The 23225-nt window shown below is 72.2% G+C and carries 15 protein-coding genes; 3 read left to right on the top strand and 12 right to left on the bottom strand.

Features of this window, described 5'->3' with window-relative positions; genetic code table 11:
- Positions 1 to 4: 4 nt before the first annotated feature.
- Both eccD and ACN27F_RS19870 read right to left on the bottom strand, forming a co-directional pair.
- Complete coding sequence (gene eccD, locus ACN27F_RS19875; RefSeq protein WP_421435543.1) at positions 5 to 1402, bottom strand: type VII secretion integral membrane protein EccD; 1398 nt, start codon at positions 1400 to 1402, stop codon at positions 5 to 7.
- Positions 1403 to 1425: 23 nt separating this feature from the next.
- Complete coding sequence (locus ACN27F_RS19870; protein ID WP_421435541.1) at positions 1426 to 2319, bottom strand: hypothetical protein; 894 nt, start codon at positions 2317 to 2319, stop codon at positions 1426 to 1428.
- 165 nt (positions 2320 to 2484) lie between these two features.
- On the opposite strand from ACN27F_RS19870, the gene eccCa reads away from it, so the two are divergent.
- Complete coding sequence (eccCa, locus tag ACN27F_RS19865; protein ID WP_421435539.1) at positions 2485 to 6450, top strand: type VII secretion protein EccCa; 3966 nt, start codon at positions 2485 to 2487, stop codon at positions 6448 to 6450.
- Positions 6451 to 6466: 16 nt separating this feature from the next.
- Here the strand turns inward: eccCa and mycP are convergent, their stop codons facing one another.
- From mycP to ACN27F_RS19830, 7 genes are all read right to left on the bottom strand, one after another.
- Complete coding sequence (gene mycP, locus ACN27F_RS19860) at positions 6467 to 7678, bottom strand: type VII secretion-associated serine protease mycosin (RefSeq protein WP_421435537.1); 1212 nt, start codon at positions 7676 to 7678, stop codon at positions 6467 to 6469.
- A gap of 14 nt (positions 7679 to 7692) precedes the next feature.
- A complete protein-coding gene (locus ACN27F_RS19855) occupies positions 7693 to 8436 on the bottom strand; it encodes a zf-HC2 domain-containing protein (protein WP_421435534.1) in 744 nt (247 codons plus the stop codon).
- A gap of 48 nt (positions 8437 to 8484) precedes the next feature.
- Entirely contained in the window at positions 8485 to 10191 is a 1707-nt protein-coding gene (locus ACN27F_RS19850) for a S8 family serine peptidase (RefSeq protein ID WP_421435532.1), read from the bottom strand.
- A gap of 29 nt (positions 10192 to 10220) precedes the next feature.
- Positions 10221 to 11912 carry an RICIN domain-containing protein gene (locus tag ACN27F_RS19845; RefSeq protein WP_421435530.1) on the bottom strand — a complete coding sequence of 564 codons (1692 nt, stop codon included), beginning with the start codon at positions 11910 to 11912 and terminating at the stop codon, positions 10221 to 10223.
- A gap of 198 nt (positions 11913 to 12110) precedes the next feature.
- A complete protein-coding gene (locus ACN27F_RS19840) occupies positions 12111 to 12653 on the bottom strand; it encodes a sigma-70 family RNA polymerase sigma factor (protein ID WP_421435528.1) in 543 nt (180 codons plus the stop codon).
- A 77-nt stretch (positions 12654 to 12730) separates the two neighbouring features.
- Positions 12731 to 13039, bottom strand: a complete 309-nt coding sequence (locus tag ACN27F_RS19835; RefSeq protein WP_421435527.1) for a hypothetical protein — start codon at positions 13037 to 13039, stop codon at positions 12731 to 12733.
- Entirely contained in the window at positions 13036 to 13326 is a 291-nt protein-coding gene (locus tag ACN27F_RS19830; protein ID WP_421435524.1) for a hypothetical protein, read from the bottom strand. The genes ACN27F_RS19835 and ACN27F_RS19830 overlap by 4 nt, the downstream gene beginning before the upstream one ends.
- A 120-nt stretch (positions 13327 to 13446) precedes the next feature.
- On the opposite strand from ACN27F_RS19830, the gene ACN27F_RS19825 reads away from it, so the two are divergent.
- Both ACN27F_RS19825 and ACN27F_RS19820 read left to right on the top strand, forming a co-directional pair.
- Positions 13447 to 14748 carry a hypothetical protein gene (locus tag ACN27F_RS19825; RefSeq protein ID WP_421435523.1) on the top strand — a complete coding sequence of 434 codons (1302 nt, stop codon included), beginning with the start codon at positions 13447 to 13449 and terminating at the stop codon, positions 14746 to 14748.
- Positions 14749 to 14787: 39 nt separating this feature from the next.
- Positions 14788 to 17265 (top strand): hypothetical protein, encoded by a 2478-nt coding sequence (locus tag ACN27F_RS19820; RefSeq protein WP_421435520.1) that lies wholly within the window; start codon positions 14788 to 14790, stop codon positions 17263 to 17265.
- On the opposite strand, the gene ACN27F_RS19815 is transcribed toward ACN27F_RS19820, so the two are convergent.
- The 3 genes from ACN27F_RS19815 to ACN27F_RS19805 are packed head-to-tail and all read right to left on the bottom strand — an operon-like array spanning position 17192 to position 23200.
- Positions 17192 to 19981, bottom strand: coding sequence for a hypothetical protein (locus ACN27F_RS19815; protein ID WP_421435519.1), 2790 nt, complete (start codon positions 19979 to 19981; stop codon positions 17192 to 17194). The genes ACN27F_RS19820 and ACN27F_RS19815 overlap by 74 nt on opposite strands.
- Positions 19982 to 19999: 18 nt before the next feature.
- Complete coding sequence (locus ACN27F_RS19810) at positions 20000 to 22705, bottom strand: LuxR C-terminal-related transcriptional regulator (protein ID WP_421435517.1); 2706 nt, start codon at positions 22703 to 22705, stop codon at positions 20000 to 20002.
- The gene (locus ACN27F_RS19805; RefSeq protein WP_421435514.1) at positions 22706 to 23200 is read right to left on the bottom strand and encodes a hypothetical protein; all 495 of its coding nucleotides are present in this window, start codon (positions 23198 to 23200) and stop codon (positions 22706 to 22708) included.
- Positions 23201 to 23225 lie beyond the last annotated feature (25 nt).

Here is a 23225-nt window from a genome sequence, read left to right as displayed (position 1 = left end):
TCCGTCAACTCGCCCAGGCGCGCACCATCGGATAGATCCCGAGCACCGCGCCGAGCACCGGGATCAGCGCTACCGCGATGACGATCTCCGCGATGTCCACCGCCCGTCCCCAGTAGGGCCGCAGCCGCCGACCCGGCAGGGTGCCGCCGGCCGTGAGGATGGCACCGGCGACGGCCACGACCGCCGGTGCCAGGACCACCGCTCGGGCCAGGTCGGACCGGTCGGCCGCGAACCGCAGCAGGTCGAACAGCACCAGCGCGATGGCCGGTGTCAGCGTCGCCCAGCGGGCGACCAGGCCGCTCAGGTGTCGGGACCGCATGCCGAACAACGCGGCGAGCACCAGCGCCATGATCATCGGCCACAGCCCACCGGGAGCGAGGAGCACCGCCGCGCCGATCGTCTGTGCGGCACCCACGCCGACGGTCAGCGCGGCGTGGTAGGCCAAGCCGGCGGATCCTCGGTCGACCACCATCCGGTACGGAGCCGGCTCGATGTCCTCCGACAGTTGCTCCGGTCTGCCCGGCAGCAGCGGCAGCGCCAGGCCACCCAGCCGGAAACCGAGTGGCGGCAGCATCAACGCGATCAGCAGGGTCAGCACCAGCCCGCAGGCGGCGGCCTCCTGCGGAGTCACCGGCCCGATCGCGGCCAGCAGCGCGGTCACCGAGCCGGTGGCGACGAAGGCGAGCGCGCCGGTGAACAACAGGAATCCGGCGGCGACCAGCGAGGCGCCGGCAGCCAGCGTGACCAGCACGGCCAGGCAGGCCAGTGCCACCCGGACCGAAGTGCTGGAGTACGGAGCGATCGCCTCGGCACCGAGCCAGCCGGCCATGGCCGCGTAGGCCGCCGCACCGCCGGTCAGCAGGGTGCCGGTCTGCGGATCCGGAACCGCCCGGCTGACCAGCCCGGCGGCGGCGAGCAGCGGCACGGCGAGCAGCGCGGCGACGCCGGCGCGAACTCCGACCGGCCCGTCCAGCCCGAGCACCAGCAGGCCGCCGACGAGGGCAAGCGCGCCGATGGTGAGCAGCATCGCCCGGGTGCGGGGGACCGACCAGCGGTACGGGCTGGTGCGCGACTGTTCCCCGACCCCGTCGACCAGGTCGTCGAAGTCGATCGGCGGCAGTTGCTCGGCCCGTGGCCGGAAGTGCAGCGTCTCGCCGTCGAGCAGGTGCAGCTCGACGGCGGTGCGCTCCTCGTCAAGCGGCGCCCTGCCGAGGCGCTGCACCACCCAACCGTCGTGTTCGGCGCCACGGTCCGCCGCGTCCGGGTCGAGTTGCAGCAGCACGTCCGGTAGCAGGTCGACCAGCGGAGTCTCGCCTGGTAGGGCGAGATCCGCCGTCCGGTCGCCGAGCACGAACCGCAGCCGGACCGGGGCCGCCAGGCGCTGCCGAGTCAGTGGTTCCATATTGAATCAGCAGACATCGATGCTCATTCTTCTGTCCACTGCCGGAAGGGATTCCCTCTTCCGCCTACCCTGATGTACGGAACACTGTTGTACCAGTAAATCTGCCGCCCGTCCGAGTCCGTCTGCGGCTCGCCGTCGATGATGTAGGTCCGATAGGTCCGGGACGGTGGACCCTGATCCTCCTCGTAATCGTAGTCGTCAGGGCTCGGCTCGACCGCCCTGAAGTGTTCCCCGGTTGGCGGTGGCGGCGGGTCCTCGTCTTGGTCTTCGTCTTGGTCTTCGTCTTGGTCCTCGTCTTGGTCCTCGTCTTCGTCTTCGTCCTCGTCCTCGTCCTCGTCGAGCGTGAGGCCGTCGTCCTCGATGTCCTCGATGGTTTCGCCGTCGCGCAGGTCGATGTCTTCGTCGTCGTCCGGACCGAGATCGTCGATCTCAAGATAATCGTCCATGTCGTGGATGTTGTCCGGATCGAACTCGACCGTCACCTCGCCGTCCTCGATCGAGTACGTCTTCTCGTCGCCCAGGTCCTCGTCGTCCCCGGTGTCGTAGCTTTCCTTCATCTTCATCTCGGTCGGAGTGAACTCGGCGTCCTCCATGTCCTCGATCGCCGTCAAGGCGACGGTCGAGGCGGCAGCCACCGCGTCGCCGTTGGACATGTCGACACCTTCGAAAGCGTCAGCGATCCGGTAGAGTCCCGCGTTGATTTCCTCGAACGCCATCCGCAGGTACCTCGCGTGCGTGACGATCGCATCGCGTCGGTCCGCGAACAGGTCCTCCAGCCACTCGGCGACATCGAATTTGCCGGCGTTCGGATCCATCGAGCCCAGGTTGCGGAAAATGCTGTCGTAGTCATCCATGATGGCGCCGATCGACCTGGCGACCCTACGCAACTCGTCCGGCTCGACTCGCGTCTCGGTCATGAACGCCCCTCCTGATATGGTGGGTCTGTCTTCCTACGGGTCTCCGGTCGCCTTGGCCAGCGAAACAGCACCCACGAGACGGTAGGCACGGTGGTCCCGCGCGCAGGTTTGCGCGGCGGAGCACCGGTCCGATCGGAGGGAAACCCCTCACCGAAGGAGACACCCGTGGGCACGGTCCCCTACTCGCGCAAGGCCCGGCGGGCTGGCCCTGTCGCGCCAGCCGAAGAGATCACCCTCCAGGAGCCACCGGTCATTCCCGAACCGGCCGAGCGCGGCATCAGCTCGGTGCTGATGCTGGCCCCGATGGGCATCGCCTCGCTGGCCATGGTGTTGATGTTCCTGCGTCCCAACGCCGGGGCGTTGGCGTACGTCGGAGTGTGCCTCATGGTGCTGGCCGCCGTGACGATGATGATCGTGCCGCTGATCCGCAACGCCGGGCAGCACAAGCACCGACTCAACGGCGAACGCCGCGACTACCTGCGCTATCTCGGCCAGGTACGGCGCAAGGTGCGCAACTCGCTCGTCGAAGAGCGACGAGCCGCCCGATGGTTGCACCCCCACCCGGGGGCGTTGTGGACGATGGCGCTGAGCCAACGGCTCTGGGAACGCCGTACGTCCCACGAGGACTTCGGCGAGGTCCGGGTGGGTCTGGGTGCCCGGCGCTCGATGACCCGGCTGCTCGCGCCGGCCGGCAAGCCGATCAGCGACCTGGAGCCGCTCGCCGCGCACGCGCTGCGCCGGTTCCTCCGCGCCTACGCCACGTTGCAGGATTCCCCGATCGCTCTCTACCTGCGCGGCTTCGCCCGGATCGGGTTCAGGGGCGATCTGCGTACCGTCCGCGCAACCGTCCGCGCGATGCTGGCCCAACTGGCCGTCGCGCACTCGCCACAGGACCTCTGCCTGGTGGTCGCCGGCACCGGGGCCACCTGGGACTGGGCGAAGTGGTTGCCGCACGTCCAGGACGACTCCGTCCCCGACGTGACCGGCACCCGGCGGCGGGTCGTGACCGAACCAGCCGAGATCGACGAGATCCTCGCCGCTCTCGGCGTACCGGACCGGCCGGGCTTCGAACCGGACACTCCGGTCACCGCGCTGGAGCCGCTCGTGGTGCTGGTCCTCGACGGTCCCACCCTGCCGGCCAACCACCGGCTCGGTACGGACGGCTACCGGAATCTGATCACCCTCGACGTCCAGGCCGCTTTCGGTTGGGAACCCCAGCCGCACACGCTGCTGATTCAGGCGGTTGAGGAGCAGCTGAGCGTCGTCTCGTTCGACCACCTGGGCAAGTCGAGCAGCAGCCCGCTGTGCCGCCCGGACCTGATGAGCGTGACGTCCGCCGCGGCGCTGGCCCGCGCCGTCGCCCGGTACCGGGTCGGTCAGGGCGGCGACACCGAGGAACCACTGGCCACCGACTACGACCTGGCCGGGCTGATCCAGCTCGGTGACCTGACCACCTTCGACCCGGCCGAGTACCGGGCGGGCCGTACGGCGGCGCAGCGACTGCGGGTGCCGATCGGGATGACCTCGACCGGCAGCCCGATCGAGCTCGACATCAAGGAGGCCGCCGAAGGCGGAATGGGACCGCACGGCATGTTGATCGGCGCGACCGGCTCCGGCAAGAGCGAACTGCTGCGGACACTGGTGCTGGCCCTGGCCGCCCGGCACACGTCGGAGGAGTTGAACCTGGTTCTGGTCGACTTCAAGGGTGGCGCGGCGTTCCTCGGCTTCGAACGGCTGCCGCACACCTCGGCGGTGATCACCAACCTGTCGGAGGAACTTGAGCTCGTCGATCGGATGCAGGACGCGCTGACCGGTGAGCTGAACCGGCGACAGGAACACCTCCGGGCCAGCGGGTACCCGTCGCGGCGTGACTACGAACGGGCCCGCGCCGACGGTGTCGCGATGGAGCCGATGCCGGCGCTGTTCATCGTCGTCGACGAGTTCAGCGAGATGCTCAGCAGCAAGCCGGAGTTCATCGACGTGTTCGGCATGATCGGCCGACTCGGCCGCAGCCTCGGGGTGCATCTGCTGCTGGCCAGCCAGCGGGTCGACGAGGGGCGCATCCACACCATCGAGTCGCACCTGTCGTACCGGATCGGGCTGCGCACCTTCTCCTCGATGGAGAGCCGCAGCGTGCTCGGCGTGCCGGATGCCTACGAACTGCCGAACGTGCCCGGCAACGGCTACCTGCGGCCCGACACCCAGACGTTGATCAGGTTCAAGGCGGCGTACTGCTCCGGGCCCTGGCGACCGCCGAACCAGCGGCGCCGCACCTCGACGCAGGGTGGTCTGGTCCCGTTCGGCACCGCCCACCTGCGGCCGGAGCAACCGGTCGATCCGCAGCCGGACGACGACGCCGACGGGGAGAAGCCGCCGATCCTGGCCGACATGCTGCTGCAGGTGCTACGGGGGCACGGACCGGCGGCCCACCAGGTGTGGCTGCCGCCGTTGACCGATACGACGACGCTGGAAAAGCTACTTCCCCCGCTGGTCGAGCATCCGACCCTGGGGCTCGCGCCGATCGGCGGCTTCGGCACGGGACAACTCACCGTCCCGGTCGGCCTGATCGACCTGCCGGCACAGCAGCGCCGCGAGTTGCTGCAGGCCAGCCTGGCCGGCAGCACCGGCAACGTCGGCATCGTCGGCGGACCGCAGTCCGGCAAGAGCACGCTGCTGCGGACCCTGATCTGTGCGCTGGCGCTCACCCATACCGCGGCCGAGGTGCAGTTCTACTGCCTCGACTTCGGCGGCGGGGCGATGGCCGCACTGTCGCGCCTGCCCCACGTGGGTGGCGTCGCCAGCCGGCTGGACCGCGACAAGGTCGCCCGCACCGTGCTGGAGATGACCACCCTGCTGGCCCGTCGTGAGATGCTCTTCGCCGAGCACGGGATCGACTCGATGACCAGCTACCGACGGGCCCGGGCCAGCGGCGCGTTTCGCGACGTCGACCCGTACGGTGACGTGTTCCTCGTCGTCGACGGCTGGTACACCGCCCGGCAGGACTTCCAGGACCTGGACGACCGCTTCGGTGAGCTGGCGGCGCGCGGGCTCGGCTTCGGCGTACACCTGCTGGTTTCCGCCGGTCGCTGGTCGGAGATCCGGCCCTGGCTGCGCGACGTGCTCGGCACCCGCTTCGAGCTGCGGCTCGGTGATCCGGTCGAGTCGGAGGTCAACAGCAGGGTCGCGGCGACCGTCCCAGCCATCCCGGGCCGTGGTATCACCACCGACCGCCAGCACTTTCTCACCGCACTGCCGCGCATCGACGGCGACCCGGGCACCGAGGACCTCGCCGAGGCGACCGCGGAGTTGGTCGAGGCGTTGGACGTGCCCACCGCGCCGCGCGCGCCTGCGGTGAAGCTGCTGCCGGACCGGCTGCTCGTCGCCGAACTGCCGGCACCCACCGCACCGTCGCGGGAGGCCGAGATCCGCATCCCGCTCGGCCTCGACGACGTGCGGCTGGCTCCGTTGTGGCATGACTTCGACGCCCACCCGCACCTGCTGATCTTCGGTGACACGGAGACTGGCAAGACCAACCTGTTGCGGCACATCGCCCGGAGTGTCGTCGCGCACCACACGCCGAAGGAGGCACGGGTGGTCTTCGGAGACTCCCGGCGCGAGTTGCACGAGGCGATCCCTCAGGCGAACCAGATCGGCTACTCGATGTCGGCCGAGCGGCTCGCCGCCACCCTGGCCGAGGCCGGCCAGGTGCTCACCTCCCGGCTGCCGGGACCGGAGATCCCGCCGAGCCGGTTGTCCAAGCGGGACTGGTGGACCGGCGGCCGGCTGTTCATCCTGGTCGATGATTTCGAACTCATCGAGGGCGGCCGGGACTCCCCACTCGCCCCATTGCTGCCGCTGCTGCCGCACGGTGCCGAGATCGGCCTCCATCTGATCATCGCCCGGAGCACGTCCGGGGCGGGCCGGTCGATGATGAACCCGGTGCTGCGGCGCGCCTGGGAGCTGGGATCTCCTGCGGTGCTCTTCTCCTGCCCACGCGAGGAGGGCAGCTTCCTCGGCAACGTGCGACCCCGGGTCCTGCCACCGGGCCGTGGCCAGTACATCGACCGCCGACGCACGGTCCGGCTGGTGCAGACCCCCGAGGTGCCGATTCCCGAGACCCCGGCGTCCTGATCGACGGCTCGGTCCACTACGAATCGGCGTGGTCGGCGGTTGGCCGGACGGCGACGGTGGCAGGTCGCCAGCCGCGGGCCCGGCCGGCCGGCAGCAACACCGTGAGCAGCGCCACCAGCCCGATCAACACGACCGACATGCCGGCGGCGAGCGCGGCCACCGTCGGCCCGACCGGGTCGGGCGGCGGCAGATCGGGGTGGCGGGCGCCGTCCACTGGCAGCACCGGACCGCCGGCGCCCTCCTCGGCGAGCGCCGCCGACACGGCCGCCGCCGGATTGACGACTCCCCAGCCGTAGCCGGCATCAGGTAGGCCTACCGCAGGATGGTCGGCGGTCGTCAGCAGCCGGTGTCGTACTTCGGCGGCGGACAGGTCCGGCCGGTACGCCCGGACCAGCGCGGCGACACCCACCACGAACGGCACCGCGTAGCTGGTGCCGCTACCGAGCCAGTGTCCGGGGCCGCCGGGACCGACGCTGACCACCTCGACGCCGGGTGCGGTCAGTCCGAGGTGGGCTCCGGTCTGGGAAAAGGCGGCGAGCGCACCGGTCGAGTCGATCGCACCGACGGCGAGTACGCTCGGCAGCGCCGCCGGGTAGGCGATCTGCTGTCCCTGTCCGGCGCTGTTGGCGGCCGCCGACACCACCACGACGTCGCGCTGTTCGGCGTACTCGATCGCTGAGACGAGGCTCTGCTCCGGCACCGTGGTGCTGGCGGAGATGTTCACGATGTCGGCCCCGCCGTCGACGGCGGTCCGGATGCCCCGCGCCAGCAGCCTGGCCGTGCCGTCGTCCATGCTGTTCGCCACCCGAATCGGCAGGATCCGCACGTCGGGAGCGACTCCGTGGAAGCCGGTGCCGTCAGCCGGAGCGGCACAGATGATCCCGGCGACGAAGGTGCCGTGGCCGAAACAGTCGTCGTCGGCCCGGGGCTGGCCTGGGCTGGTGAGGTCGATGCCGGGCAGCACCCGACCACGCAGCTGCGGGCTGTTCGCCGCCACGCCGGTGTCGACGACGGCGACGGTGATTCCCGCACCACGGGTCAGCGGCCAGACCCGCTCCACCCCCAGCCAGGACTGCGCCCAGGGCACACCGGCTTCCACGCTTTCCGGTGCCGGTAGGCAGTTGTCGCCACGGTCGGGTAACGTCGGCGGTGCGGCCACGGCTGGGACCCCGGCCATCACGGCGGTGATCAGCACGGCGGCAAGTGCCGCGACTGCCCGAATGGGCACTACCGTTGACACGGTCAGTCCGGAGGCGCCGACGGCGGGTGCAGTTGCACCGACGCAGTGACCGCCAGTGATCCGTCGCTGGCGGTGATGCTGAACCGGACGAGACGGTCGATCGGGACCGGGCAGGTGGTGTCCATTTTCTGTGGGCGTCCCACTCCGGTGACGGAGGCCAGCTCCCAGCTGCGCCCGTCGACGTCGGTGACGTAGAGCCGGTACGGCTCGTCGACGGTGAGCCCGGTCATGGTGGCATGCAGTTCAACCTCTGCGCCGCTTGCGGTGACCGTCACGGACAGCGTGGCGCCGGTCGTCCTGTCGGCGGCGTCGGCGACCAGTGTGGTCGGTGCATCGGCACCTGACAGCCGGGCGAGCATCGGCTGGCCGATGGTGACGCCGACGACCAGGGCCAACACGACCGCCAGGCCGGCACCGACCAGCGTCAGCCGTCGCGACCGGCGTCGGTCGCGACCGGGCCGCACCGAGCCACCAGCGGAGCCATTGGGACGGGTACCGCGAGTGCCGCGGGTGCCCGGACCAGCACCCGGCGAGCCGAACTCGGCCACCAGGTCGTCACGATCGGCCGGCGAGAGCAGCGCCAGCATCATCACGGCCTCGCCCACCCGGTCGGACTCCGCCAGGCAGTCGGCGCAGATGGCGAGGTGACGCTCGACCGCACCCACCTCGTCGTCGGGCAGCGCACCGACCTGGAACAGGCCGAGTGCCTCGCGCAGCTGCGGCTCGCCGCACCTGCCGTCAGCCATCCGCAGTCACCTCCATCAACCCGTCACCTGCCTCACCGCCTCACCGCCTCACCGCGGCGCTGCGGTCGCCGGCTCGACCGGCCGCCCCTGCGGCCACTGGGCGTCCAGCCCTTCGCCGGACTCGTCCGGCTGGCGCATGGCCCGTCTCAGCCGGACAACCAGCAGTCCGATTAGGACGATGGATGCCAACAGGATGGCGAGGAAAGCGATCCGTGCCGCCTCGCTGTCGCCCGCCCGGCCCGTCGGACCGCCGTCGGAGATCGACGTCACCTCTTCGGACAGCACCCGGACGACCGCGGCCTCCGGATTGACCATCCCGAAGCCGTAGCGCGGGTCCGGCTCGGCGTCACCCATCGGGTCGGAGGTGACCGTGACCCGGTGGGCGACCTGCGCAGCGGTCAGGCCCGGGTGGGACGCGCGGACCAGGGCCGCGACCCCGGCGACCACGGCGACCGCGTACTCGGTGCCGCTGCCGGTGAACGGCCCGGCCCCGTTGGCGCCAAGGCTCGTCACGTTCACCCCCGGCGCGACGACTTCCACGAAACCCGGCAGGTAGTCCTCAGCCGTCATCCCGTCGACTCCGATGCCACCGACGACGACGGTCTCGTCGGGCACCGCCGCCGCGCCGACGGTCCCCCCGCGCACCGGAGCCCCGGCGACCACGACGATGTCGTGCGACAGCGCGGTCGCCACGGCGTCGGCAACCAGATCGGCAGTGATGTCGACGTGGGAGCCCAACGCGATCACATCGGCACCGGTCGAGACAGCGATCTCGATGGCCGTCGCCTGCGCGACCGGGTCGGGTGCTGTGTCGTCGGTGACTATTCGTACCGGCATCACCATCGACTCGGGTGCGACACCGGTGAAGGTGTCCTCCGCTGTAGCCGGCTCGGCGGCCACCAGACCGGCCATCGCCGTTCCGGTGCCCAGACAGTCGACATCGCCCCGACCGTTACCGGTCGCGATGTTCGCGCCGATCGCCACTCGACCACTCAACTGCGCGCTGTTGCCGTCCACGCCGGAATCGACGATCGCCACGAGCTGGCCGTGTCCCCGGCTGTGCGGCCAGGCCAGGTCAGCGGCTATCCGCACCGTCCCCCAGTCGGAGGGTTCACTCGCGGCGGTCGCCACCACACACTCGGCCTTGTCGACCGGTGGCGGTGGCTCGGTCGGCACTTGCGCCGGGTCGGGTGGTACGCCGGCCAGCGCCGGCCGCTCACCCAGGCCGCCGGACGAGTCCCGACCACTGGACAAGTCCCGATCGCCAGACAAGTCCCGACCGTCAGACGATTCCCGACCGTCAGGCGCGCCCGCGCCGGTGGTCGCCCCCGGATCTGCCGGCTGGTCCGGTGCGGCCGGGTCGGCCGGCCGCACCGGCGAAGTCGTCGGGTTGTCGATCACCGGCGCGGGACTGGGCACCGGTGGCGGTGGCTCCGTCGGCAGCACCCCGTACTGGATGCCGGAGCCGGCGGCGTCCCAGGGCAGCACCAGGTACCAGCCGGCCCGCAGCGAGTCGGGATCGGTCAGCGCATGTCCGTCCGGCTGGCGCCGCCCGGCGTTGAGGTTGTACACCTCGGTGTACCGGGAGCCGTCGCCGAGCAGCCGGGCCGCGATGTCCCGGAGGGTCTCGGGCCTACCCTGGTACGACGCCGCCACCGTGTAGTACGCCACCTGCTCGTCGGCGTGTGCCGACCCCCCGGGCGTGGCGGCCACGAGCAGGATCGCGGCGACCGCCGCCGCGACCCAGCTCGTCACGCGGGGAGCTGCCGCGCCCCCTGGCCGGATCACCTGCTCAGGATCCATCGCTGATCGACGGCGTAGTCCTGCCAGCTCCACTGGGTGACCGGGGTCCCGTTGCTACCGCAGCAGTCGTTTCCGAGGATGTCGAGCACCTTGTCGGAATTGCGGTTGAGGATGCTGTAACTGCCGTCGGCCGTGCGCGTCAGCTTCCACTGCTGGTTGCGGTCGCGGCTGTCCGGCTCGACGAGGACCAGCTTGGCCCGGTCGTCGAGCGACGCGTCCCGGATGCCGAGGGCTTTGTGGTTGAAGGCGTTGGTGATGATCACCCAACCGGTGTCCGGCGCGTCGGTGATGTGCCAGTGCTGGTCTTCGCCCCGGCTATTGCTCCAGAGCTGCACGGTCGCCCCGGAAGTGGTGGTCGTGTCCGGGCCCGGCACCTCCATCACCCGGCCGCTCAGCGCGTTGGTGAACTGATAGCGAACCGTCGGATCCCAGACCTTCGCCGGGGGTGCCTCGGCCTCCTCGGTCTTCGGCGCTTCGGGCTGAAGCGAGGGGGACGGCGACGGCGACGGGCTGGTGGTGGCAGGCTCCGGGCTCGGCGACGGCTGCTCCGGCCCGGACGGGCTCGGTGACGGCGACGGCGACGGCGACGGCGATGGGTTGGGCGTCATCAGCCGTTCGTCGGCCGCGTATCCGTCATGAAAGCCGGCCACCAGGTCGACGAGCTGCGGGATCGCGGCCTGCCGCGGCACGCCACCAGCCGCCCGGACCGCAGTGGTCCCCCACTGGTAGGCGGCGAGTGCCAGCTCGTAGGAACTCGAATCGCTGGCCTTGACGTTGGCCAGTTGGTTGGTCAGGTCGCACATCGCGCTGCCCAAGGCCGGAATCGCGTCCGCCGGCTCCCATACCGACGCCGACGGCGACGGCCGGTACCCGACCCACATGGCTTCGGTGAACTGGGCGATGCCCTGGCCACCGTGGCTGCCCTTGAGGTTCGGGTCGAATCCGGAGACCGCCATCAGCTGGGCGGCGATATGCGCGGCGGACACGTCGTCCGGACACACCTGCCCGGCGGTGAGCACCAGTTCGACGTACTCTTCGGGCACATCGACCTGCGCGCTGGTCGGACCGGCCGAACCGTCCGTCTCCCGCTGGGTCTGCACGTCGGCGAACTGCGGCTGGTCGGCGTACCAGTTGGCGTAGCCGACGACGGTGTCGACGTGCTGCCGGGCGTCGTCCGGCACGCCGTTGGCCTCGATCACCTGGGGCAGCCCGACGCGCTCGGCGGCGACCGCCGCCTCCCACAGGTCACCGTCCACCTCCGCTGCCCGCGCCTGCCCGATGAAGGCGCAGGTCCGGTGCGCCAGGGCGAGTACATTGGCTCGCCCGTCGGCACGCTGGGCCGACTCCCACGGGGCCCAGTCCTGCCACGCTTTGGCGTCCATGCCGGCGAGACCCTCGCCGTACGCGGTTCGGGCGCCGGGCTCGAACTCGGAGACGGCCATCAGCTGGGCGGCGAGCCGGGGACCGGTCAGCGACGGGCAGGAGGTCGTCCCGATGACGATCGCCGCCAGCACGTCCGCCGGCACCGGCTTGCCCTCGATCTTCGTCTCGGCCAGCGCCGGGCCGACCTGCAGACCGGCGGCGACGGCGCAGGCGAGCGCCGCAGTGAATGCCGCCACCGCCTCGACCCGTTGGCGGGTGGACCGCAGCGACCGCCACGACCGCCCGAGCATCGACCGTGATCGGGGCGAGGGCGAGGGCTGATCTGCAGAGTTCGCCGAGGGCTGGGGCACAGGTCTCGATGTCACGGTTGGTTTCCCTCTCCACCGGATGTGCTCAGTGACCGGATGTGCTCTGTGAACGGATCGGGTCTCGGACCGGTTCACGACCCGACGAAGTTTCTCGGGCGACGTCGGTGCTCTGCCGGGCCCTCAGAGGGTGAACCCACGCGAGGTGAGATCCTCACGCAGGGCGCGCAGGGCATAGAAGGTACGGGACTTGACGGTGCCCTCCGGAATGGACAGGCGACGGGCGGCTTCGGTCACCGAGTGCTCCTGGAAGTAGATCTCGATGAGCGCGCTCCGGAGGCGCTCCGGCAGGCGGGCGACTGCCGCCCGCACCTCGCGCCGGTCAAGTAGCCGGTCGATTCCGTCGACCGACCCGTGCCGCTCCTCGACGCGTTCGTCGAGCCGTTCGGTGGACCGGCCCTGGCTCGACCGGATGTGGTCGATGGCGATCCGGCGGGCCACGGTGAACAGCCAGCCGCGGCTCCACTGGCCGTCCACGGCGCGCGCCTCCGGATGCTTCCAGGCCCGCATCAACGTCTCCTGCAGGATGTCTTCGGCCATGGCGCGGTTTCCCACGGTCATCCGCAGCAGGTAGTTCAGCAGGATCGGGCCATGCGTCTCGTAGGCGGTCCTGAGTGCTTCGTCGCGCGTCGGGGCAGGCGACGAACCACTGGAAGGCACGTGCATCGATACCGGATCCACGGCAGTGATAACGAGTTCTGCCGTACCCAAAGTTCACCGCTCGCGGGTGGTATCCCGAAAAGTCATTCAATATCTCGGCATGCTCCGCCAACGCCGGATTCCGAGTCGAACCAGCCCGCCTGCGCGTATCCCGGCCACTCGTAGTGGATCGCACCGCTGATCAGGCCGAGGATGCCGTCCGGGCCGAGGATGCCGTCCGCTGCCAGGGTCCACTCGATTTTCGGATCGAGGTCGACGCCCGCGCCGGCCCACAGCCCACCGGTGGATCCGAGTTCACGCCGCAGGTCGGTGAGGCGACGGGCGACCTGCCCGGCGAGTGCGTCGATGGCCTGGCCCACCTCGGCCAGGTCGACCTGGCTGCCGCCGGTCATCGACAGTCACCGCCGACCAGTGCCACCTCGGATCGCTGGGTGGCCTGGGTCGCCCGCAGGTGACGAGCGATGTCGTGCAGTGCGTCGTCCAGCATCCGGGCGTAGATGTCGAAGCCGGCCAGCAGGTCCTGCAGCCGACCGGCCGGCATGTCGGCCAGGCCGGCCCGGTCGAGGCTCACCAGATGACGGCGGAGTTGGCCCAGTCGCGCGTCGATGTCGGCGGCGGCGTCGAGGCAGCTGTCGGCTGCGTTGCCGGCCGTCGGTTTGTACGGTGTAATCCCGCTCATACTGCCTCCATGCTCAGGGAGAACACCCTGAGAACGGCCGGCAGCCAACCTCGGTTCACGGATCCGCCCACGGCTTGTGGCACCGCACGACCGTCGAACCCAGACGAAGGAGGAGACAGGATGAGACGACGCATCGTGACACGCTGCGGCACGCTTGTCCTGATCGCCCACTGCGCGGTCGTGTTCGCCGGCGCCGCCGCGGCGGCGCCGGCCGACGGGACGATCCCACCACGGAACGTTCCTACCGAGACCGGCAAGTACTACGTGGTCGGTCCGCCCGTCGACGGTCAGCGGGAGTATCTGTTCGCCATCGCGGTCAAGACCCTCGGCGACGGCGGCCGCTACCGCGAGATCTTCGCGCTGAACGAGGGCCGACCACAGCCGGATGGGCGGCAGATGGTCGATGCGACCACGGTGGAGCCGGGCTGGATCCTCATTCTGCCGGCGGACGCCGCCGGTCCGGCCGTCAGGACCGGCGCGTTGCCCGCGCCCGCCGGGTCGACGGCCGCGGCGGACGGGTTGGGTACGCCAGCCGGTGGTTCCGATGGCTGGCTCGGTACCGGGTTGCGGGCCGCTCTGCTCGTGCTCGCCGTGCTCCTCGTGGTCTGGGCATGGGTGGCGCTGGCCGTCCGGCGGCGCCCGCGCCCCGTCGGTGAGCCCGAGCCCGTCGCTGAGCCCGAGCCCGTCGGTGAGCCTGCGTCGCGGCGGCGTGCCACGGCCGACGGCCGGGTCGCCGATCCGGTCATGACGGCGCGACGGCTGGCGGCACCCACGCCGGACCTCGGTACGACCGTCTTGCTGCCGCCCAGCCCACCGAACTCCTTCGATATGCTGATCACCGAGCTGAACTGCGGTGGCCGGCCGGGCTGGGTCCGCCTGGTCGGAGCGCGACCGACCCGCTGGGGCTCTGCGTACGGCTGGCTGCCCGCTGACCGGCCGCCACCTCCGTCGATCGCGGCGCTGATCCTCGGCGAGCGTGACGGGCTGCGGCTGTGGGTCGACCTGAGCCGCGCACCGGACGCGCTGACCATTGTCGGCGACCCGACGTCCGCCCGACAGCACGCGGTGGCGCTGGTGGCCCAGCTCGGCCGGAACACCGACGTCGTCGTCACCGGAGACGCACTCGGCGGAGACGTCCCCGACGTCGCCCGATGGGTACCGGCGGTGGCGGACCTGGACACGGACCGGTCGACCGCCCGGACGCTGGTGGTGGTCTGCTCCGCGGAGGACGCCCCGGCGTTGCGTGAGCGGTCACGGGAGTTGCTACGCAGCGACGGCCGACGCCCCGTGCCGGTGATCGTCGGACCGGCGCCGGCGGCGCGGTGGTCGATCCGGATGGGTGCGGCCGGCAGCGGCGCCCACGGCGACCCCGGTCGGGCGCGTCATGACCAGCCCTGGCCGTCGCCGGCGACCCGTCACTAGCGAGGAACGTTGCGAATCAGTCAGCGACAGACCAGATCGGTGCCCGGTCCGGACTTGCCGCCACCCGTACGGGGCCTGCACGATCTGGTGCTGGTGCACACCTCGGACGGGGATCTCGCCCGCCCGGACGCACCTGACGTCGCGCTCTCCGCCGACCGGGTGGCCGACTACGCGCGGTCCTCGATCACCTCGGGCAGCCACCTACGTCTCCTCGTCGACGACGGTGCCCGCCACGGCGACCTGCTCGGCCGGGTCGCGGACCAGCTCTGTTGCGACATCCTCGCCGCACCGGCCGGCGCGTCGGTCGACCTGCGCCGCGAGCCCGACGGGTCGGTGAGCGAAGCTGTCCCGGTCGACCGGGACAGCGGCGAGGTCGTCAACTGGATCCTGGTGCAGCCGGCCAGTTTGGCGACCACGCTACCCGGCTGGTTCGACCTGGTCGGCGGGCTGGTGCTGCCCCGGACCGGGCTGGCGACCCTGCCACTGCCGGAGGGAGTCGAGCTCGTCGCCGCCGACAACTTCGTGGATCGTCGGGCGGCGGCGGCCCAACTCGGCGGCGGACACCCCGATCTGGTCACCGTCACCGTGGCGACCGGCGACGGCGGGTTCCACCTGCCGCGGTACGAACCTGACGACGCGGCGGTCCAGACCGGCTACGGTGGTCGGGATCTCGCCGCCGCGCTGTCGCCGATCCAGCTGTACGGCGGCGACCTACGCCTGTGGCTACGCTGGCCGGACGACCCAACCGAACGTCACCAGGTCGAGACCGAACTGGCGACACTCGCCGAGACGACCGGCGCCACCGTGTGGGTGCCAGCCACAGGCGGCGAGGCGGTGCTGATACAGGGATGCCGGGACCTCAGTGCGCGGGACCGTCGGGGGAACGTGACGCGGTGGCACGAGTACCGGCCGCCGTACGCCCGGGCGAAGCCACGGTTCGCCACCGACCTCGACGGGCGGCTGGTGCCGGCCACAGGTCCGACGGCCGGCACGGTCGGCGCGGTGACGATGGTCAGCACCCGGCGGCCCGCACCCGCGACGCGGCGGTCTCGCGACGCCGGCCTCAGCGCGGAGAAGGGCAGCGCACTGCTCGACCTGTCCCTGCTGGACGACGGTCGCCTCGCGCTGTGCTACGCCGACGGCAGTCGCCTCGCCGTCGGCGGCGACGTGCTGCGGGCGCTGCTGGCCGGTCTCGGCTGGACCGGGGAGGACCTGGTGCTGCTGACCCCGGTGCCGCCCGATGTCGCCGACGGGCTGTGCGCGCACCTCGCAGCCCTGGAATCCGCACTCCGGATCGAGATCTGGTCGCTGCCGCCGGACGCGTCCGTGGTGGTCCGGCGCGGGCGGGCCTGCGCGGTCGACAAGCGGCGGCAACCGGTTGACTGGCTGCGGGCGGGCAGACCGGGATCCGCACCGGCAGGCAGCCGGTGGTACAGCGACGACGGCTGCCTGCTGCCGGTCCGTGGGGGCACCGGCCCGCCGGGTGCGCCCGCCCCGGCACCGCTGACGGGCGCGCACACCGCCGCCGCACCGCCGCCGCACCGGGTGCTGCCCACGCCGAGCCGGTACCGGGTGGCGGTGTCCAGCCGGTGTGGTGGCGGTGCGCACGGAGTGCGCTGGGTGCCGGAACACCCGCTGGTCAACGCGGAACCGGTGCGGCTGTGGTTGTCCTGCCCGGTTCCGCCCGGCCGTGCTGCCGTCGAGGGGATCCCGACGGCGGGCCTGTTCCTGGTCGGCGATCTCGACGGCACCCGGGTCGCCCGCGCCAACCCGGGTACGTACCTGCTCTGCCTGCAAGTCGGTGTCGGCAGCGCCATCGACCTGAGCCGGGTCGGCGAGGTGCCGAACGAGGTGCGGCACCGTCTCGGCGACGGGGACGACGAGTCGGGCTGGTTCCTGCTGCCGGCTGCCTGGCTCGACCGGGTCCGCCTGCTGGCCGGCTACCAGGTGGACGACGACGGCCGACCGCGGGCACGGACGAAGCTGCCCGGGGCGCCGGTGCTGCTGCGCTGCACCGGTGCCCGGCACGGCGTCGATGGGCTGCCGGACGAGGCGGTGCGCTGGCCTGGCGGCCGACGATCCGGACACGCCTGGGTGATCCTGCCGCAGACGCCGGACGTGCCGGCGGGCGATGTCCTCGATGCGCGACGAAAACGTCCGGCGCTACGCGCCGGTCATCGGCTGGTCCGGGTGCGACTCGACGCCGGTACGGCGATCGACGTCCCGGCCAGCGCCGCCGGCCTGACCGGACTCGGCTCAGTCCGCAGCCGCCTGTCCGAGCTGCTGATGGACGGTGTCGAACTGGTGCTGCCGCCGGCCTCGTTCGACCACGCCCGGGTGGATCAGGTGCTGTACGCCGACGGTGACCGGTGGCGGCGGCGCGACCGGCGGGCCGACGTACCGCTGTCCGCCTTGTTCGAGTCGGACCCCCCGGGACGGACGGTCACCGGGACTGGTGTTCTCCGGCCAGCACCGCCGCCGCCAGCTCCACCCGAGACCGGTAGCCGGTCCGGGTGAACAGCCGCGACAGCCGGCCCTCGACACCCTTCGCGCTGCTCTGGGTGACAGCGGCGAGTTGCCGATTGGTCAGTCCCTCGGCAACCAACGTGGCGAGCAACTGTTCGCCCTCGGCGAGGGCGTCCGCCCGGCCCGGCACCGCGACACCGTGCTCGCGCATCGCCTGCCGCACCCGGGACCGGTGCAGGATCGCTCCGAGATCGTCATAGATGTCGTACGCCTCGGCGAGCAGTTCCGGACGGTGGCCGGTCCACCGGACCGCCCGTTCGAGGGCCCGGGCCAGCTCAAAGGGCCGGCCCAGGTCCCGGGCGAGTCCCGTCACCTCCGTGATCCGGGCCGGGTCGCGGCCGGCGACGAGACCGGCGCTGGCCGCTCGCAGCGCCGCAGCGGTGCCGCCCAGCACGGCCGCGACCGCGCCGGCGCGATCCGCCGCCGCCAGGGCGCCCGGCCGGTCACCGCGCAGCGCCGCCAGCTCCGCGGTGACCATCCACAGTTCGTCCGTGCCGACCAGTGCCCCGCAGCGGGCTGCGGCGGCGAGGGCCTCCTCGGCGATTCTGCCGGCTGCGGAGGCGTCGCCGAGGGCCAGCTCCACGTCGACCGCCGCAGTTGCCATCAGGTACGGCAGGGAAATGCGACGGATCCGGGCCGCGTCGAGCATCGCGCGGGCCCGCATCGGCCAACCCTGGCCGAGCAGCACCTCCGCTCCGGCCCGGTGCACCAGCACCACAGCCGGCCAGCGACCGGCCGCCAGGCCAGCGGCGATGCTGACCTGCGCCGCGTCGAGCGCTTCGGGCCACCGCCCATGCTGCCAGTCGGACAGGCAACGCTCGGGCGCCGGCAGGTCGGCCCGACCGAGGCCGGCCGCCACGAGCACCGCGTCGGCGGCTGTCGGATCGCCGGCGGCGACCGCGAAACGGTACCGGCCGAGAGCGGCGGTCACCTGCCGGCGGCGGGAACCCGGCAGAGGCGCCGATCCGGGCGCGGACGGACCCAGCTGCGTGGCCGGAGGTGGTGGACCGCCGGACGGCGCCGGGTGGATCGGCGAACGCAGCGTCGCGGTCCGGCCGCTCACCGCCGCTACCTGGGCGGTGACCATGTCGGTCAGCGGATCCAGCTGGCCGGGGCCGACGACCGCCGGTGCTGCGGATGGTCCGGCGGGCCCGGGGTCGGGCCCGGTGGCACCGAGCAGATCGGCTGCTTCCCCCCAGCGGTCCAGCAAGCCGAGGGCCGCGGCCCGGGTCACCGGGACAGGCGACAGGCCCCCCGGACGCCAGGGTTCGCCAGCCGCGACGGCCAGCACCGACCCGGGATCGTCAGCCCCGCTGATGCGGACCAGTTCGAGCAGTTCAGCTTCCTGACGGGCCGCTGTGGACAGCTGGCCGATCTGGTCGCCGAGCAGTCGGCTCAACTGCGTTTGCGCCGCCGCGTGCCGGCCGTTGTCCAGGGCTGCGCCAGCGCCGGCGAGCAACGCTTCCGACCGGTCCTGCCACGCCGCGCTGAGTGCGGCGGCGGCAGCCCACCAGCGGGCGGCCGACGACGGGCGGGCGGCCTCGGCTGCCTGTGCACGCTCCCGCAACAAGTCCGTCGCCCGGTGCCGGTCGACCAGGCGCCCGGCGATGGTGATCTGGTCGGGCAGGAAGTCGGGATCGGCGCAGGCCGCTTCGCCGGACCAGATCGCCTCGACCGCCACCTGGGCCACCCGCTGCCGCTCGTAGGGCCCCAGGCAGGCGGTGAGCGCCACCGTCACCGCAGGCACCGTGATCCGCCAACCACGAGGGCGCTCGCTCGCGACGCCCCCCGCACCTAAGGCGGCCAGATCGTCATCCACCTCGGCCGACGTACGGCCGGTCGCTCGGACTGCCAGTGACGGTACGACCGAGCCCAACGGCTGCAGCACCGCTAGTGCCCGGGCGGTGGCGAAGGCACCGGCGCCCAGCCTGCGTACCGGATCCAGCAGAGAGTGGTCGGCGGGTATCCGCGGGGTGGCCACCGGGTCGATCAGGTAGGCCCGTCGATCCAGTACCCGCACGGCCGGCGAACCCTGGTAGCCGTACGCCGCAGCGAGCAACGCGGCCGGCCGGCCACGACTGAGCCGGCGCAGCGCGTCGCGCAACGCGCCGTGTGGCGTCGCGTTCAGGATCTCGGCTGCCCGCGCGTCGGACTCGGCCCGGGTGAATGGACGTATCGGGACGATTCGTGCCCGTCCGGCGGCACGGAGCCGGTCGAACGCGGCCGACACCGCCTCGGCGACCGCGGTGTCGGACCCGGAACACATCGCGGCTACGCAGCGCGTCTGACTCACGTCGGTGCCGTGCAGGGCAGCCAGCAGGGCAGCGGCCGACTGCGGGTCGGCCCACTGGGCGTCGTCGACGAAGACGGTCAGCCCGCGGTGGCGGCGCAGCGCCCGGACGAGCGTTGCCGTCGACGGTTCCAGGGTGCCCCGGCCCCGGCCGGCGGCAAGTCGGGCGGGCAGCGGCGCGAGGCCGGCAAGCACGCGCCCAGCCAGATACCAGGGCTCATCGCGGTCCTCGATGGACAAACACAGGTCCAGGACCGGCTCTCCGGCCGCCTCGGCAGCCGCGCGCCGGGCGCGCAGGGCGCTCGTACGCCCGATCCCGGGCGGGCCGACGAGCAGGGTGAGCCCGGCGGCGGTGGATGCTGCCGGCCCCGCCGGTCCGGGTAGCGGGACAGCGACCGGTACTGCGGTGGCCGTCATCAGGCGTCTCCCGTCGGTTCAGGACGCGAGGTCCAGGGTGTCGGAGGTGATGCTCGCCGCCGCCAGCTCGACCCGTGACCGGCAGCCCGTCCGGGTGAACAGGCGGGTCAGGTAGTTCTCGACGGTCTTTTCGCTCAGCCGGATCTGGACGGCGATCTGGCGATTGGTGCACCCGCACCGGACCAGTTCGATGATCTGCGTCTCGACCGGGCTCAACCCGGTCCGGGGCGCACGGCTGCGTGGGCGGCGTACGCCCCGGGCACGCATCGCGTCGGCGGCGGCGGCGCGCAGCCACGGCGCGCCGATTTCCGCTGCGGTCTCCAGCGCTTCGAGCAGCCGCTGGAGCGGATCGTCGGCGACCCGGCCGAGGTCCAGGACGGCGTAACCAAGCTCGACGCGGTCGTTTCGGGACCGGATCGAGCCGATCGCCTCAGCCACGGCGGACGGATCGGCCGTCGTCAACGCGCACACCAGCCGGGCGGTACCGCGATCGAGGAGGCTGCCGTCGTCCGGTCGGCCGTCCACGAAGTCCGCCTCGACCAACCGGGAGATCTCGGCACCCCGGGTGGCCAGGCCGAACCGGGCGGCGAGTCCGGCCGCCCGGACGAGCAGACGGTCGACGCCGATCCGGCTGCCGTACCGTAGCTGCCGTCGGCAGGCTCGGTGGGCCGCGTCGAGCCGCCGGTCGGCCTCGGCCGCGGTGCCGGGCTCACCCGCCGGGCCGTTCGCCACCCACCAGCGCAGCGCAGCGTAGGGTGGTTCGTCGGGTACCGAAGCCAGCCAGGCCGCCGCCTGCCCGCCGTGGCCTTGCAGAGCCAGCGACTCGGCTGCCCAGAGCCGGGCCAGCCGGCGCGGCACGCATGCCTGACCGCCGGTCAGCCCAACCTGCCGCGCAGCGGACACGACACCTGGCAGGTCGCCCCGGGCCCGGCTGACCAGCATGCGGTGGTACGCGGCGAGTGGTCCGTCGCTCGGCACCCGGTATCGACCGGCGCCCAGAATCAGCCGTAGCACCTGGGCCAGGTCGCCTGCCGCGCCAGCGATGAGCAGTTGGTCGGTGTCGAGCGGCCGACCGGCGTCGAACGGCGGACGGGCGTCGTCGTGGTCGACCGCCGGGAGGTCGCCGGTGCCGCACGCCCACCCCACGAGCGCGAACTCGGCATCGGTGACCAGCGGCGATGCCACGTTCGCCGAGGCGCCCGCCGGCAGGCTGGCAGCGGCGGGGGTCGCGGTGAGCCACCGGTCCACCATGGCCGGAATCGCCCAGCCGTCGGGCAGCGGACGGAGTACGCCAGCGACCGGCACTCCGGTGTGCAGTGCGGCGAGCACCCCGGCCGCCGCGAGGTCTGCGTGGTCCGCGCCGGCCGGCACCGCCCGTACCACCTCGCCGAGACGTGCGAACTGGCCGGTGCGTGCCAACAGGCGCAGCAGCCGGGCGAGGATGTCCTCGCGGGCCGGCCCGCCACCACAGTGCCGCAGCGCGGCGGCCATCCAGTCGGCCGCCCGGTCCGGCTCCCGGTCCATCGCTTCGGCCGCCGTGGCTACCAGCGCGAGCGCGGTCCGGCGGTCGGTCGGCAGGGTGACGCCGGCCGACGTGACGTGGTCGGCGAGAGTCGCCCGGTCCGCCGGCACGCCGGATCCGGACCGGCGGAGCATCGCCGCCGCGTACGCCCGGTGCAGTCGGGTCACCGCTGCGGCACCGGCGTCGGCGACCAACCTGGCGGCGAGCGCCGGGCACCTCGGGCTGATCACGTCGTCCGGCCGCACCACCAGCACCCCGTCGGCGACCAGCCCGTCGAGAACCCGGCCGACGCCGTCGATCCGGCCAAGCGTCGCGTCCGCGAACAGCGGCAAATCACCGACGTGAAATCGGGTGACGGCGGCCATCGTGGCCAGGCGTACGGCCGCGCCGCCGCGCCGGCGCGCCGCCGCCACCAGTGGATGTTGGGACGCCAGGCTGATCGATGGCTGCGGATTCAGCAGGCACAGATGGTCGCCGACGATGCCGAGCTGACCGGTACGGACCAGCTCGGCGGTGGTCTGGAGCACTGTCGCGGGATTGCCGGCCAACGGACCGAGGGCGGCATCGAGGACCACCGGTACGGCATCGTCGACCGGTGCGCCGTGTCGGCGGGTGAGCATCTGCCGGACCGCCGCGGTGTCCAGCGGAGGCAGATCGACGACCACGCCGGCGAGGGCTGCCAGGCGGCCGGTGGCGACCCGGCTGGCCGCCACCACCAAACAGTTGTCGCGCACGGCCGCCGCCAGCGCCGCAACGAGCCAGGGTGCGTCGTCGGCGTCGTCGGCGATCAGCACCGTCGGCGCGTTCCGGCCGATCAGCCCGAACGCGGCGGAGGTCTCCTGGGCGAGCAGGGCCGGTCGGCCGGGTACCGGAGGACCGGCGTCCGCACAGAGCGCACCGATGGCGCTCAGCGGTCCGGCCAGCAGCGGGTTGGCGAGTTGCCCGTACTGGTCGCGCAGCACGTCGCGCAGCGCGGCGAACCCGTCGAGCGTGCTTCCCGGTGCCGCCGGCGGCGGCACCCGCAGCACGGTGACGCCAGCGGACCGCCAGGCATCGCCGGCCACGGTCAACAAGGCGGTCCGTCCGCTGCCCGTCGCCCCGGTCACCAGCGCGAACCGCCCGCCCGCCGATGCCTGCCGGCATGCTTCGTCGAGGGCATCGAGCTGTGTCCGGCGGCCGGCCAGCACCTGCTTGCGCTGCATCTAGGCCTCCGCTGCGGGTCGCGCGGCATCGGCGAAGTCGGTGGCGTCCTGCCGGATCATCAGCAGGATCTCGCCAGCGGTGGCCAACGACCGGAGATAGCCGTCCTCGTCGCCGGTTTCCAGCCAGACGGTCTGGCCGGCGGCCCGGTCTGGTCGCGGCCGGTCAGCGAAGTGGGCGTCGACGAGGATCAGCGGTACGTCCACCGACCACGATGATGGCGCCTGCGTCGGCTCCGGCTCATCGAGAAAGGCCCGCTCGTCGTCCGGTGCCAGGCCGCTGGGGCCGTACGCGGCGAGCACCCGCTGCTGCAGCCGGGCGCGGATCTGTCCAGCGTGCCCCACCCGGGCCAGCTGGCGTAGCTCCCCGGGGACCTTGAGGTACCCGTCGATCAGCAGGTCGAGCAGCAGTTCGGGTTCGTCCGCGACGACGTGGCACCCGCCGGCGGCGTACACCATCCGGTAGCGCCGCTGCGGGTAGTTGTCCGGCTCGGGCACGGTTGCTCACCTCCGCGCGGCCGGG

This window comes from Solwaraspora sp. WMMB335, from assembly GCF_049179075.1.
Classification (GTDB): Bacteria; Actinomycetota; Actinomycetes; order Mycobacteriales; family Micromonosporaceae; genus Micromonospora_E.
Note: the sequence above shows the minus strand (reverse complement) of the source record. Positions and strands in the feature narration are given on the sequence as shown.